Raw genomic sequence first — 13183 nt, forward strand, 5'->3', positions numbered from 1 at the left:
ACCCGTAATTTAATCTGTTCTGACATATAATTAAACGTAGCTGCCAAGTCACCTATCTCATCGTTTGAAACAATTGTAATTCTTTTTGAAAAGTCACCTTTTGCGATTGCTTTAGCCGCCAGAGATATTTTTCTTACCGGTTTTGAGATAAATAACGACATTAAAAAACTGATAATCATTGCCAAAACAAAAGCAACAAAAAATGACGCTACAAGCATTCTTTTCAGGCGGTTTGATGTTACCTCAATTTCTAAAAGTGGTATTGACAACCGTATTATACCCTGCGTTTTTTCTTTACCATAACCAGCAGCGACATAAAGCATTTCCTTCTTTATGGTAGTACTAAAACGCCTGCTTTCTCCAACCCCTGACCCCAACGCTGCCTGTACTTCCGGCCGATAGAGATGCTTTTCAACTCCTAAAAGTTGTTTGTTATCTAACTTTGAATCTCCTACAACGGTACCATCAAGATTGATGATGGTAACCCGCACATTCAAATCTTTTCCAATCCTGTCAGCTACTGCATCAAATTCCTGGTGCCGGATATCTCCGGCAAGATTTTCCTCAAGCAAAAACTTGGTTAAAGAAACTTGCTTTAACAAGTTAGTTTTAATACGTTGATAGGTATGCTCTTGTAAACTATTGTTAAGGTAAAAATAAACCCCGGTGAGAACAACAGCAATAATTATTCCAAAAACAAGCGTAATTTTATAATGAACGGAAGCCTTCACATCAATCCTCTTCAGTAAACTTATAACCAATTCCTCTTACGGTTTCGATCAGTCTGCCCATTTTGCCTAATTTTTGTCTTAGGCGTTTAATATGGGTATCTACGGTGCGCGTGGTAACCTCAGCGGCTAAATCCCAAACATCATTTAGCAATTGTTCTCTTGATTGGACACGACCGGTTTTTTGCATGAGGATAACTAAAAGTTTGAATTCCATTTGAGTTAATTTTATTTCCTTTTTATTAACAATTGTTTTATGCCGCGGAATATCTACTTTTAATTTATCTGCGGCCAAGACATCTTTGGTAATTTCTTCGATCTTACCGCGTTTTAAAACTGCCTTTGCCCTTAAAACCAATTCTCTTGGGCTGAATGGTTTAATCACATAATCATCAGCCCCCAATTCAAGCCCAACAACTCTATCTACTTCTTCGCCTTTAGCGGTTAACATTATTATCGGAATAGTAGAAAGTTTTTTGTCCTGTTTTATTTGTCTGCATACCTCAAATCCATCCATTTTAGGAAGCATTATATCTAATATGACCAAATTAACGGGTTCATTATTCAAAACTTCCAAGGCTGACTCACCGGTAATTCTAATATCGCATTTAAAACCTGCCTTTTCCAGGTTATACTTAACAAGTTTGGAAATATGCCTATCATCTTCTACTATTAGAATTTTTTCACTCATCATTTCCTTTCTGTTTCTATATTATAACGTAAATCTACATAAATATTAAAAATTTAGCTTATCTATATTATAATGAATTTTACCTGATCTGGCAAGTTTTTCGCTAAGATGCAACAGCCATTAAAATTCCAATTTAGTGGTGAAAAAGGTCAGCAAGGACGGGGCTGGAGAAAATCAAAGTATCGGCAGGTAGCGCTTTAATTCGTACTTTGTCACCTGGGATTTATATTTGTCCCACTCTTCTTTGCGGTTGCGGATAAAGAAGCTAAAGACCTTATCACCCAAAGCCTGTCTTAAGAATTCGCTTTTCTCGGTTATCCTGATGGCCTCTAATAAATCCTCAGGCAAAGATCCCACACCCAGCTTAATCCTTTCTTCTTTAGACATTTCATACAAATTATGGGGAACCGGAGAGGGAAGCTGGTAACCTTTCTCTATGCCTTCCAGCCCGGCTGCCAGAAGCGCAGCAAAGGCCAGATAAGGGTTACAGGCCGGGTCAGGCGAACGTATTTCAGCCCGGGTAGCCATTTCGTTTCCCGGTTTATAAACAGGAACCCTGATTAAAGCAGACCTGTTCATCTGCGCCCAGCTAACATATACCGGCGCCTCAAATCCGGGGATAAGCCTCTTATAAGAATTAACCCATTGATTAGTTACCGAGGTTACCTCCCGGGCATGTTTGAGCTGACCGGCTATAAAACAACGGGCAGTCTTAGAAAGATAGTATTTATTCTTTTTATCAAAAAAAGCGTTTTTACCTGTTTTTACAGACATCAAAGACTGATGAATATGCATGCCACTGCCATTTTCCGTCTGAATAGGCTTGGGCATAAAGGTAGCATAAGCCCCGTTTCTCTGGGCAATTTCCTTAACTACAACCCGGTAGGTCATAACGTTATCAGCCATGGTTAATGCGTCTTTGTGTCTTAAATCTATTTCATGTTGAGAAGGGGCTACTTCATGATGGGTATATTCAACCTGAACACCCATAGATTCCAAGGCTGTAATGGTCTGTTTCTTCAGATTGCTCGGCATATCCAGAGGGGTCAAATCAAAATATCCCGCAGCATCCAATATCTCAGTGCCTTTGTTATTACGAAAATAAAAAAATTCCAATTCCGGACCCACGTGATAGATGTATCCTTTCTTTTTAACCCTGGCCATAATTTTCTTAAGCACATACCGGGGATCACCTGAAAAAGGCTTACCGGTTTTTGGATCCAGGATATCGCAGAACATACGCGCTACCTTTTCCTGATTAGAATACCAGGGTAAAATCTGAAATGTCGAGGGATCGGGCATGGCGACCATATCCGACTCCTGAATCCTGGCAAATCCTTCGATTGACGAGCCATCAAAACCCATTCCATCTTCCAAGGCCTTTTTAAACTCCGAACGGGTAATGGTAAGGCATTTTAAAAAACCCAATACATCTGTAAACCATAAACGAATAAATTTAATCTTTAGGTCTTTAACCAATTTAATTACTTCTTTTTTATTCTTCGCCACTTTTGTTCTCCCTTAAAAAGCTACTATACATATTCCTGACTTATTTGCCAATTTTATAACCTCCTGCCTATCTATCAACAATGTTCTTTTTGCCTCAATGGCGAGACATTTCGCGCCCACCACATCCATGGTCTGAATGGTTTGGGGCCCGATTACCGGGACATCAAACCTCATATCCTGTTTGGGACTGCTTACTTTTACCACCACCACTTCCTGGCTGCCCAACCGGCCCCCTCTTTTTATGGCTTCATCTGTCCCTTCTATTCCTTCAATAGCCAGCGCTACCTTATCTTTTACTACCACTGTCTGGCCTATCCTCAGATGAGCCACCCTCTTGCCTGTCTTTCTGCCAAATTTTATATCAGCCAGCTGAGATACGTTAGGCTTAAGGGGGGTTATAACTCCTCTTTTAGGAAGCAGGTATGAGAGATAGGTAGTGGATTTCAGCAATTTAATCCCTAATTTTTTTAATTTGTTGGACACTTCTCGAAATATGATATATGGCTGTTTGGTCCCAATAGTTTTTAACATATAGCTAAGTTCTTTGTCCGGTGTTGCCCCGCCTTTAAATAAACGGCTTATTTTAATCTGACCGGCCATCACTGCTTCTTTTACCTCTTCTTGAATCAGTATATCGAATAACCTTTTTAGTTCACCGGCCCGGATCCAGAATATTTTGTCTACACAACCAGCCAGCTCGGGAGATGTTTCTTCCTTTATAGCGATAGCAATTATTCTTCTGCCCTGCTTCTGACACTGCCGGGCAAACATAATCGGGAATTTACCGTTTCCGGCGATAAGGCCTATGTTGCCCATTATTTGCTAATACCCCTTTTTGATTGTTTAACAAATTTAATAAGACAGGAAATTTCTGAGCTTGAGGGAAGTTCTTTCTTTATTTTTTTTAGAGAATTGTTAGTGGGCAACTCGGATTTAAATAGATATTTAAAAGCCTTTTTTAACTCAAGGCGGCGGAAAGAAGGGATCTTTGCTCTTTTTAAACCAACCACATTTAAGCCGTAAACCTTTGCCGGATGGCCATCAGCCATAGAATAGGGGACAATATCCTGAACTATCTTAGAACATCCGCCGGTAATAGACAATGTTCCGATTCTGCAAAACTGATGCACGGCTGTCAACCCTCCGATCACTGCCCTGTCTTCTACGGTTACATGTCCGGCCAATGTAGCAACATTAGCCAGGATTACGTCACTGCCGACTATGCAATCATGGGCTAAATGAGCATAGGCCATAATTAAATTATTATTACCGACAATCGTAGGGTTTTTTTCGCTGCTCCCAAGGTTTATGGTTACATATTCCCTGATTATATTATTATCGCCGATAATCACTTTGGTTTTCTCTCCTTTATATTTCAAATCCTGGGAAATGCTCCCTATCACAGCCCCATTAAATATACGGCATCCTTTGCCAATTTCTGTCCATCCCTCTATTGAAACCCGCGAGCCAATCTTGGCTCCGCTCTTAATGGCTACATTCTTCCCTATGGTTGTAAAAGGCCCAATTTCTACATCATCAGCTAATTTAGCCTCCCGATGAATAACAGCGGTTTTATCTATCTTCATAGTTTATTCTACCTATTATGCACAGATGATAACGAAGCTGTCATTGCGAGGAAGGAACGAAGCGTGATTGCTTCGCCCGTCATTGCGAGGCGCCGAAGGCACCGAAGCAATCCCCTTACGGGGAGGCTTCGCACTCTCAAAGACGGGCTCGCAACAGACTGCGCAATCTCAAAAAGAGAGATTGCTTCGGCTGGCTTCCGCCAGCCTCGCAACGACGTCTGTGTGTTAAACGGCGGTTACCAGCGAAAACATCAATTCTGCCTCGCAAGCCACCTTACCTTCCACTAAGGCACGGGTACGCACCTGGCCGGTACGCGACTTGATTTTTATAACGTCCACTTCCAATATCAACCTATCCCCGGGAACTACGGTTCTGCGAAACTTTACGTTATTCATACTTACAAAATAGGCCAGTTTCCCTATATTTTCTTTCCTGGAGAGCATTAGCACCCCGGCTGTCTGGGCCAGGGCTTCTACGACTAAAACTCCGGGCATTATCGGCCGCTGAGGAAAATGCCCTGTAAAAAATTGCTCTCCGGCAGTAACATTTTTGAGGCCCACGATGCGCTTACTTTCCTCAACTTTCAAAATTCTATCCACCAAAAGAAAAGGGTACCTGTGCGGTAAAATCTTTTTAATGTCATTTATATCCAACTGAGTTTGCCCGGATGCCAATAAATCTTCTCCTTTTATAGCTGCCCCAATCTTTTTCTGTTCATAATGCCTGAGCTGCCGAAGCAGTCTAAGATTCATAGAGTGCCCGCTTCTTATAGCTATGATATGCCCTTTTAACGGCCTTCCCAACAGATAAATATCACCAATAATGTCCAAAACCTTATGGCGCGCACACTCATCTTTGAACCTGAATTTGTTTTCAATCACGCCTTTTTTGCCAATCACCAGAGTATTTTTATAATCAGCTCCCCCGCCTAAACCCTGCTTTGTTAATTCATCAGTCTCACATTCCAGGCAAAACGTGCGTGCGGGAGCAATTTCTTTTTCAAATAAAGAAGGATCTAATTCAAAAGTGACATATTGCGCTTTTAAAAGAGGGTGGTCATAACTTAAAGTATATGAAACTTTAAATTGCTCATCGGGCAATATCACCATAGCTGTCTTTTCTTCTTGAATACAAATGGGTTCCTTAATAGTTAAATATCCTTTGGGGGCTTCCTGCTCGACTATACCTGCTTTTTTTAGAGTCTCGACAAACCTTGATGCGCTCCCGTCAAAACAGGGCATTTCATCATTGTCTATTTCAATAATTAAATTATCTATCTCCAACCCTGCGAGGCCAGATATAGCATGTTCTATAGTATGAACTTCCGCGTTATTGGCTCTAATCGAAGTTCTTCGTCTTCGCCTGGTCACATCAATAATGTTAGATAATTGCGCAGCGATAACAGGATTGCCGGGCAAATCAATTCTGACAAAATTCACTCCCGTGTTAATTTCTGCCGGTTTAAATCTGATGTTGACTTTATTGCCGCTGTGCAGTCCTGCACCGGAAAGCTTTACTTCATTAGTTATGGTTTTTTGCAATTTCATCTTTTCCCTCTGTTTTTTTCTCTAAAGCGGCAACTCTTTTAAAAATCTCGGGCAGCCTTTTCATGCAGACATTCATCCTTTTGGCTAAACTAAAAGGTCTGGCCGGACTACCCACAACCTGGGAGCCGTTTATTAAAGACTTGCTTACGCCAGCCTGAGCGCCAACTATGCAATTATCGCCGATGGTAATGTGGCCTACCACGCCAGCCTGTCCCGCCAGAATAACATTTTTACCGATAACGGTGCTGCCTGAAATACCCGTCTGGGCAACTATTGTAGAATTAGCCCCGATAATAACATTATGCGCTATCTGGACTAAATTATCGATCTTTGTTCCCCGCCCGATAATCGTCTTGTTAAATCTCGCCCTGTCTATAGTGACATTAGCCCCGATCTCTACATCATCTTCAATAATCACTCTGCCAACCTGAGGAATCTTATGTTGAATATTCTCTAAAGCTATATAGCCAAATCCATCTGAACCAACGACTGTCCCGTTATGGATAATTACTCTATTTCCAATGGTTACCCCTTCGCGAACTGAGACATGCGGATAAAGTACGGTGTTGCTGCCGATTCGTGACCCTTTCCCAATATACACACCAGCATAAATAATCACTTCATCGCCTATCTCAACATTATCTTCTATCATCGTATGTGCCTGAATAGCAAGATTACTGCCCAGTTTAACGTTTTTGCCAATAACGGCTGAAGGGTGTATGCCAACCGCAGGATGGCTGATTTTACTTTCTGAAAAAACACCCAGAACCTTGGCAAAGGCAAATGACGGGTTTTCGGTTCGAATTAAGGGTATATTTGTTTTGACCTGGAGATTTTTTGACAAAATAATGGCTGAGGCCCGAGTTTGTTCAGCCAAACTTCTGTATCTGGAATTAGCAATAAAGGTGATCTCTCCCTGATTAGCTTCTTTTATGCCGGAGACACCGTTAATAACTATCCCGGAATCGCCGTCAAGCTTTCCGGCTATTATCTCGGTTATTTCTTTTAGCGTCTTTTCCATTTTACTTTGTTAATTAAATACGTTACGACTATTTTTTATACTTATCATTCAATATCTTGACAATCTTATCGGTAAGATCTAAGACCTTATTACGATAAAGCAATACTCTTTCGTTTAATATTAAATCATAACCCTTGGACTTGCCATATTCGTTTATCGTATCATCTATATCTTTTAATATTTCTCTGACCATCTCGCTTCTTTTGCTGGTAAGTTCGTCTTTAGCTTCTTTGCTAAAATCCTGCAATTTTTTTATCTTTTTATCGATCTCTGCCTGTTTTCCTTCTTTGGCTGATTCAGAACGCAGCTCCAGTTCATCTTTAAGACTGGTAATTGCACCCTTCATTTTTTCTATCTCGCCCTGCTTATCTTTCCATTCTCTTTCCAGGTTGCTATCAGAATTCTTGGTTCTATTATATTGATCAAATATCTTAGCCAGGTCAATATAGCCAACCTTGGAAATATTTCCAGCCTCCAAACCAATCGGAACAACCAGCGTTACCAACATCGACAAACTTAAAAAAACAACTGCCAACTTTTTCACTTTGTCCTCCTTTTTTTATTTTATGGTTAAATTGCTAAACTGTTAAATTGTTAAAATCCCCGGGTTATGCTAAAATAAAGGCGGCCGTTTTGATCCTGATCCCAATCTTCATAATTCAGGCCATATCCATAATCGAATTTTATCGGTCCGATAGGAGTCTTTACCCTTACCCCAAGGCCCACACCGCTTTTCAGTTCAGTTAAGTTAAACTGATAGCTATTTCTCCAGACATTCCCTATATCGTAAAATATCGCTCCTTTGATTACTTCGATAATCGGAAATGTGCATTCAGCATTAAAAATTAACATTGTCTTGCCGCCAATAGGATTGCTCCCGTCATTCGGAGGCCCGACCATTCTTTCTTCATATCCGCGAACAGTATTGGCGCCGCCGGCATAAAAACGCTCATAAATCGGCACGCTGTGCGTGTTACCATATTCCCGGGCCACCCCTACACGCGCTTTCAATTCTACCACCAATTTTCTAAAGTAGGAAAAGTACGTGCTGGCAGTTCCAGTCATTTTATAAAAATCTCTATCTCCTCCAAATACGCCTCCAAAGCACTGGCCTGTTCCGCCAATCAACATCCCTCTGGTTGGAACATAAATATTATCCCGTGTATCTCTGGTTAACGTGATACCCGTACTGCTTACCAAATTAGTCCCTTCTTCATCTACAATATCGGTATGGGTAGGTGAAATATCGGATATTGTTATATTTTCTGCCTTATAGATCAAGTCAATTCGGTCGTACTCCCCAAAGCTTCTTCCTAACCGGACATCACCGCCCTGCCTTTCTTCGTTATAATCTGCCCAATCACGAGTCCAGCTGTAAACGTCGAATCCAAAGGAAATCGGCCGGTTAAAAAGCCAAGGTTCGGTAAACGAAAGGCTGTAGCTTTTTCGTTCAGTTCCAAATTCTGCCCTTATGCTTAAATACTGACCGGCGCCAGTAAATTCCGGAAAATTAAACAGGTCAAAGTTTCTCTGAGAAACTTGTACGAACCCGACAAACTGATCAATAGTGCTGTATCCACCTCCAAAACTAAGCTCTCCGGTCTTTCTTTCTTTAACCATTACCGCCAAATCCTTCTTATTGGGAGCTGAACCCGGCTCTACATCGTAACTTACCTCCTCAAAATATCCTAAGTTATAAAGCTTTTCTTTGCTTCTCTGGAGTTTTTCTCCATCAAATTTCTCACCCGGAATAAGTTTCAGCTCTCGCCGGATAACTATATCTTTGGTCTTAGTATTGCCCCGGATTTTTACTTTATCTATATAGGCCAGTTCGTTCTCAACTATTTTATAGTTTATATTTACCGCTCCGGTGATTTCATCCAGTGTGGTATGGCTCGTAATCTCGGCAGATATATATCCCTGGGCAAAGTAAAACTCCTGTATCACTGCTATATCCTGGATCAAGCTATACTGGCTAAAGGTATCGCCGGTGCACATTTTAAGACACTCCCTTATTTCTTCAGCAGGAAAAAGTTCATTTCCGCTTATCTCAATTTGACCGGCCAGGTATTTTTTGCCCTCGGTAATATTTAATGTTAGATACATTCTTTTTTTGTCAATATCGTAGTGAATTTCCGGTATTATTCCTATGTCGCCGTATCCTGCCTGTTGATAAAAAGCCTTTATCCTTTCTACATCTTCTTTAAATACCTCTTCTTTATAAAAACCGCTCCTGAATATACCAACACTCCGGGTTTTCATCAACTGCAAAATTCTCTTATCTGAAAAAACAAGGTTTCCATAAATATTTATTCTCTTAATCCTGACTTTTTTTTCTTCATCTATTGAAATATGAACAGCGGCTTCTCCGGTTAGATCATCCAACTCTACCTTATAGCTGATATCCGCTAATTGAAATCCTTTATCTTTGTATAATCGTTTAAATTGATTAATATCTTCTTTTAATAGCTTGCCGTCCAGAACGTTGCCAATAGCGGTCTGCATTTCTTTTGTTAACTCGTTTGTCTTAATGGCCTTATTGCCTTTAATTATTATCTCGGCAACCCGGGGCTTTTCAATAACGACAAAGACAACTTTTATCCCATCTTTAAGATCGACTAATTCCAATTTTACATCGGTAAAATAACCCGTAGCATATAATCTTTTTATATCTTGATTTAATATTGCCTGGTCAAAATCATCATTCGATTTTGTCTTAATCTTACCCATAATTATTGATGAACTGATGAGCTTATTACCTCTTATTTCAACATCAATAATCGATATTTTCTCCTCTTGAGCCAATGAAAAACCACTAAGGAAAAACGCAAAAACAAAAGTAAAAAAAAATAATCTACAGATATTTAATTTTCTCATTCTTCTCTAACTGCCAAATTTTCAAACCGGGTATATTCCTTAATAAAGGCAAGTTTTAACGAACCTACGGGCCCGTTTCTCTGTTTTGCGATTATTACTTCAGACAGGCCTTTATTTTCCTCTGTTGCCTGATAGTATTCTTCTCTTAGCAAAAGTAAAACTAAATCAGCATCTTGTTCGATTGAACCTGATTCTCTAAGATCGGATAATTGCGGCCGGTGATCTGCCCTGGACTCCACTGCCCGGGAGAGCTGGCTAACCGCAATCAGAGGAGTATCCAGCTCTTTAGCCAGGGCTTTTAAAGATCTGGAAATTTCTGAAATCTCCTGCTGTCTGTTCTCAGATTTCTTAGGACCCTGCATCAACTGCAGATAATCAAGAACTATCAGCTTTATATCATGCTGGGCTTTTAACCTTCTGGCCTTTGCTCTAAGCTCTAACGCTGAAATACCCGGCGTGTCATCAACAAATACCGGGGCTTCGCTGAGCTTACCTGCAGCAGCAGTAAGCCTCGGCCAATCAGATTGAGATAAATAGCCGGTACGTACTTTATGAGCATCGATCCTGGCATGAGAGCAGAGCATTCGCTGGACCAATTGTTCTTTACTCATTTCCAAACTAAAAATAGCTATCGGAAGTTTTTCTATTACGCTGACATGTTCGATAATACAGCAAGCAAGAGAACTCTTGCCCATAGAAGGCCGGCCGGCAACAATTATCAAGTCAGAAGGCTGAAAACCGGCAGTCTTAACATCAAGCGAGTGAAAACCGCTGGGCACTCCGGTCACGTTTTCTTTTTTCTGATAAAGCTTGTCAATGGTTTCAATGCTGTCTTTAATAATATCCTTAAACTGAATAAATCTGCCTTCGATTTTACGCTGAGTAATGTCAAAAATAGCGTGTTCGGCTTTATCTAAAAGCTGATCTACATCCTGGTTGCTTCCATAGCCTTCAGTTACCAAGCGGGTACAGGTATTGATTAAGCTTCTTAGCAAGGCTTTCTCTTTGACTATCTTGGCATAATGAACCACATTGGCTGCAGTAGGAACGCTGTTAACCAATGTAGCAAGATAGGCTGCCCCGTCTATCTTTTCCAATGAATTATCTTTTTTTAATTTTTCAGTCAGAGTAATTAGATCAACTGCTTTCCCGGAATCATATAAATTGATAACGGCCGAAAATATCTTTTGGTGGCTGCCTTTATAAAAATGGAGCTCATCCAATAACTCGACAACCCTGGAGATAGCCTCTTCTTCTATTAACATAGATCCCAAAACGCTCATTTCGGCTTCTAAATTCTGAGGAGGGACCTTCTCCAAAATTAAATCAGATACCTTTTGCACGGTAAAATACCTCTTCGTTATGCGTCGTGCGTTTTTTCATTCCTTAACAACCCAGATCTTGACTTTCTGGGTAACCTCGGGATGAAGTTTAATAAAAACCGTAAAGACCCCTAATTTCTTAATCGGCGCGGCTATCTCAATCTTTTTCTTATCAACGGAAACTCCTTCTGTTTCAAAAGCCTCCGAGATATGAGCTCCAGTAACTATTCCAAATAATTTATCATTTTCGCCAACCGGCATCGGAATTGTGCAAGAAACAGCTGCCAGTTTTTCCGCAAGCTCAACCGCCTTTAGTTTTTCACTTTCTTTCTTAACGAATTTCAACTTTTTTTTATGCTGGGCAATTTTTAAGTTTTGGGGCGTAATCGGAAAAGCGAGTTTTTTGGGAATGAGAAAGTTCCTGGCATATCCATCTTTCACTTTTACAACATCACCTGATTTTCCTAATTTGCCTACATCTTCTGTCAGTATAATTTCCATATTTCCTTATCTCCTCGCTTCGTCCGTCAATACACAGATGAACACAGATTACATCTGTGTATTGTTTATCACTCAGCCACGTATGGCAGAAGGGCGATATGTCTTGCCCTTTTGATCGCTACAGTTATCTGTCGCTGATGCCGGGCGCAGTTTCCAGATATTCTCCTCGGGGTAATCTTGCCTCGTTCGGTAATAAACTTCTGAAGTATGTTCAAGTCCTTATAATCAATACTGGGTGCTTTACCAACACAAAATCGACAAAATTTTTTCTTGAAAAACTGGGTCTTAAATTTACTTTTTCTTCCGCTTTTTGTTTTGTCGAATTTCCTGCCTGATCTTTTCATAACTGCCATTATTGCATCTCCTTGGGTGACCTCCCGCTGTTTCGCAGCGTGGAGTTAAATTCAGACAAATCCCGAAACTTCGGGCTGTCCTCATTTAAAAAGGCACTTCATCTTCGAACTTCTTTCCTGAATTTTGGATTCCTTTGGGTTCTAAAGCTATCGGCTGCTCACCCTGCTCAAAAGAGGAAGGTTCAACTATTTCCTGCGAAGATTCACCAGCAACCTCCTGACCTTTAGCTCGTTCCAAAAACTGGATTCTATTGGCCCTGACTTCTAAGCTGCTGCGTTTTTTACCATCGGGCGTCTCCCATGCCCGATATTGCAAACGGCCTTCTACAAATATTAATCTTCCTTTACTTAAATATTGATTGCAAATTTCGGCCTGCTTACCCCAGCTAATGATTCTGACAAAACATGTCTCTTCTTTCTTTTCCCCAGCCTGGGTAGTATAAACCCTGCTGGTCGCTAAACCAAAGGAGACCACCGCCGTCCCACTGGGAAGATAGCGCAGATCAGGGTCCCTGGTTAACCGTCCTATTAAAAAAACCCTGTTTAAACTAGCCATTAGCTCCTCCTTATTATCAACATCTTCAATATATTCTCGTTTAACCCATATACCCTTCTTATTTTCTTAACATTAGAAGGGTCTATCTGAAAATGAACTAACCGATACAAACCTTCCCGGTACTTGCTTATCTTATAAGATAGCTGTCGTTTACCCCAGGCTAAATTCTCCTTTATTGTCCCCTTGTTGGAGGTAATTGCCTCTTCGATATTTTTAGCTGCGTTCTCTGACTGTACCTGATCTAAATCAGGCCTGACAATAAACATCCCCTCATAATCTTCCATTGTTATCTCTCCATTCTGGTTATTCAATTTTCGGATATTTTACCACATCCAAAGCCATCTGGCAAGCACTAAATAACTGCCTGTTATCTACGAATTAAAAGTGCACAGTTTTAGAGCGATTTAAGTTTTAAAAGTGCACACCTTAACCGAAATTAAAAATAATAACGCTAAAAAGGTCATTCTGAGGCCGAAGGCCGAAGAATCTCA

At 40.6% G+C, this 13183-nt stretch carries 14 protein-coding genes; all 14 read right to left on the reverse strand.

All coding sequences use genetic code 11. The features are described from left to right. The coding region (locus U9Q08_03725) for a HAMP domain-containing protein (GenBank protein ID MEA3328820.1) at positions 1-731 on the reverse strand (731 nt) is incomplete at its 3' end. A 1-nt stretch (position 732) separates the two neighbouring features. After that, positions 733-1422: a response regulator transcription factor gene (locus tag U9Q08_03730; GenBank protein ID MEA3328821.1), complete on the reverse strand. Its 690-nt coding sequence runs from the start codon at positions 1420-1422 to the stop codon at positions 733-735. Between the two features lie 171 nt (positions 1423-1593). Continuing rightward, entirely contained in the window at positions 1594-2928 is a 1335-nt protein-coding gene (locus U9Q08_03735) for a glutamine synthetase family protein (GenBank protein MEA3328822.1), read from the reverse strand. 12 nt (positions 2929-2940) lie between these two features. Then, positions 2941-3744 carry a UDP-2,3-diacylglucosamine diphosphatase LpxI gene (gene lpxI / locus U9Q08_03740; GenBank protein ID MEA3328823.1) on the reverse strand — a complete coding sequence of 268 codons (804 nt, stop codon included), beginning with the start codon at positions 3742-3744 and terminating at the stop codon, positions 2941-2943. Beyond that, a complete protein-coding gene (gene lpxA, locus U9Q08_03745) occupies positions 3744-4514 on the reverse strand; it encodes an acyl-ACP--UDP-N-acetylglucosamine O-acyltransferase (protein ID MEA3328824.1) in 771 nt (256 codons plus the stop codon). The genes lpxI and lpxA overlap by 1 nt, the downstream gene beginning before the upstream one ends. Before the next feature lie 225 nt (positions 4515-4739). After that, on the reverse strand, positions 4740-6062 hold the full coding sequence (locus tag U9Q08_03750; protein ID MEA3328825.1) for a bifunctional UDP-3-O-[3-hydroxymyristoyl] N-acetylglucosamine deacetylase/3-hydroxyacyl-ACP dehydratase: 1323 nt from the start codon (positions 6060-6062) through the stop codon (positions 4740-4742). Further along, positions 6037-7083 (reverse strand): UDP-3-O-(3-hydroxymyristoyl)glucosamine N-acyltransferase, encoded by a 1047-nt coding sequence (lpxD, locus tag U9Q08_03755; GenBank protein ID MEA3328826.1) that lies wholly within the window; start codon positions 7081-7083, stop codon positions 6037-6039. Before lpxD ends, U9Q08_03750 begins: the two co-directional genes overlap by 26 nt. A gap of 28 nt (positions 7084-7111) precedes the next feature. Beyond that, entirely contained in the window at positions 7112-7627 is a 516-nt protein-coding gene (locus U9Q08_03760; GenBank protein ID MEA3328827.1) for an OmpH family outer membrane protein, read from the reverse strand. A gap of 50 nt (positions 7628-7677) precedes the next feature. Continuing rightward, the gene (gene bamA / locus U9Q08_03765) at positions 7678-9960 is read right to left on the reverse strand and encodes an outer membrane protein assembly factor BamA (GenBank protein MEA3328828.1); all 2283 of its coding nucleotides are present in this window, start codon (positions 9958-9960) and stop codon (positions 7678-7680) included. Then, positions 9957-11303, reverse strand: coding sequence for a replicative DNA helicase (dnaB, locus tag U9Q08_03770; GenBank protein MEA3328829.1), 1347 nt, complete (start codon positions 11301-11303; stop codon positions 9957-9959). Before dnaB ends, bamA begins: the two co-directional genes overlap by 4 nt. Positions 11304-11339: 36 nt before the next feature. Beyond that, positions 11340-11783: a 50S ribosomal protein L9 gene (rplI, locus tag U9Q08_03775; protein MEA3328830.1), complete on the reverse strand. Its 444-nt coding sequence runs from the start codon at positions 11781-11783 to the stop codon at positions 11340-11342. A gap of 68 nt (positions 11784-11851) precedes the next feature. Continuing rightward, positions 11852-12136 carry a 30S ribosomal protein S18 gene (rpsR, locus tag U9Q08_03780; GenBank protein MEA3328831.1) on the reverse strand — a complete coding sequence of 95 codons (285 nt, stop codon included), beginning with the start codon at positions 12134-12136 and terminating at the stop codon, positions 11852-11854. 85 nt (positions 12137-12221) lie between these two features. After that, on the reverse strand, positions 12222-12692 hold the full coding sequence (locus tag U9Q08_03785; GenBank protein MEA3328832.1) for a single-stranded DNA-binding protein: 471 nt from the start codon (positions 12690-12692) through the stop codon (positions 12222-12224). Further along, positions 12692-12976, reverse strand: coding sequence for a 30S ribosomal protein S6 (gene rpsF / locus U9Q08_03790; protein ID MEA3328833.1), 285 nt, complete (start codon positions 12974-12976; stop codon positions 12692-12694). The genes U9Q08_03785 and rpsF overlap by 1 nt, the downstream gene beginning before the upstream one ends. Positions 12977-13183 lie beyond the last annotated feature (207 nt).

It is taken from the genome of Candidatus Omnitrophota bacterium (assembly GCA_034717435.1).
Taxonomy (GTDB): domain Bacteria; phylum Omnitrophota; class JAUWXU01; order JAUWXU01; family JAUWXU01; genus JAYELI01.

Bases quoted from the DNA above. Each gene is read 5' to 3' on its own strand.
- U9Q08_03730 (MEA3328821.1), bottom strand. From the start codon at position 1,422: ATGATGAGTGAAAAAATTCTAATAGTAGAAGATGATAGGCATATTTCC.
- lpxI (MEA3328823.1), bottom strand. From the start codon at position 3,744: ATGGGCAACATAGGCCTTATCGCCGGAAACGGTAAATTCCCGATTATG.
- lpxA (MEA3328824.1), bottom strand. From the start codon at position 4,514: ATGAAGATAGATAAAACCGCTGTTATTCATCGGGAGGCTAAATTAGCT.
- U9Q08_03750 (MEA3328825.1), bottom strand. From the start codon at position 6,062: ATGAAATTGCAAAAAACCATAACTAATGAAGTAAAGCTTTCCGGTGCA.
- lpxD (MEA3328826.1), bottom strand. From the start codon at position 7,083: ATGGAAAAGACGCTAAAAGAAATAACCGAGATAATAGCCGGAAAGCTT.
- bamA (MEA3328828.1), bottom strand. From the start codon at position 9,960: ATGAGAAAATTAAATATCTGTAGATTATTTTTTTTTACTTTTGTTTTT.
- rplI (MEA3328830.1), bottom strand. From the start codon at position 11,783: ATGGAAATTATACTGACAGAAGATGTAGGCAAATTAGGAAAATCAGGT.
- rpsR (MEA3328831.1), bottom strand. From the start codon at position 12,136: ATGGCAGTTATGAAAAGATCAGGCAGGAAATTCGACAAAACAAAAAGC.
- U9Q08_03785 (MEA3328832.1), bottom strand. From the start codon at position 12,692: ATGGCTAGTTTAAACAGGGTTTTTTTAATAGGACGGTTAACCAGGGAC.
- rpsF (MEA3328833.1), bottom strand. From the start codon at position 12,976: ATGGAAGATTATGAGGGGATGTTTATTGTCAGGCCTGATTTAGATCAG.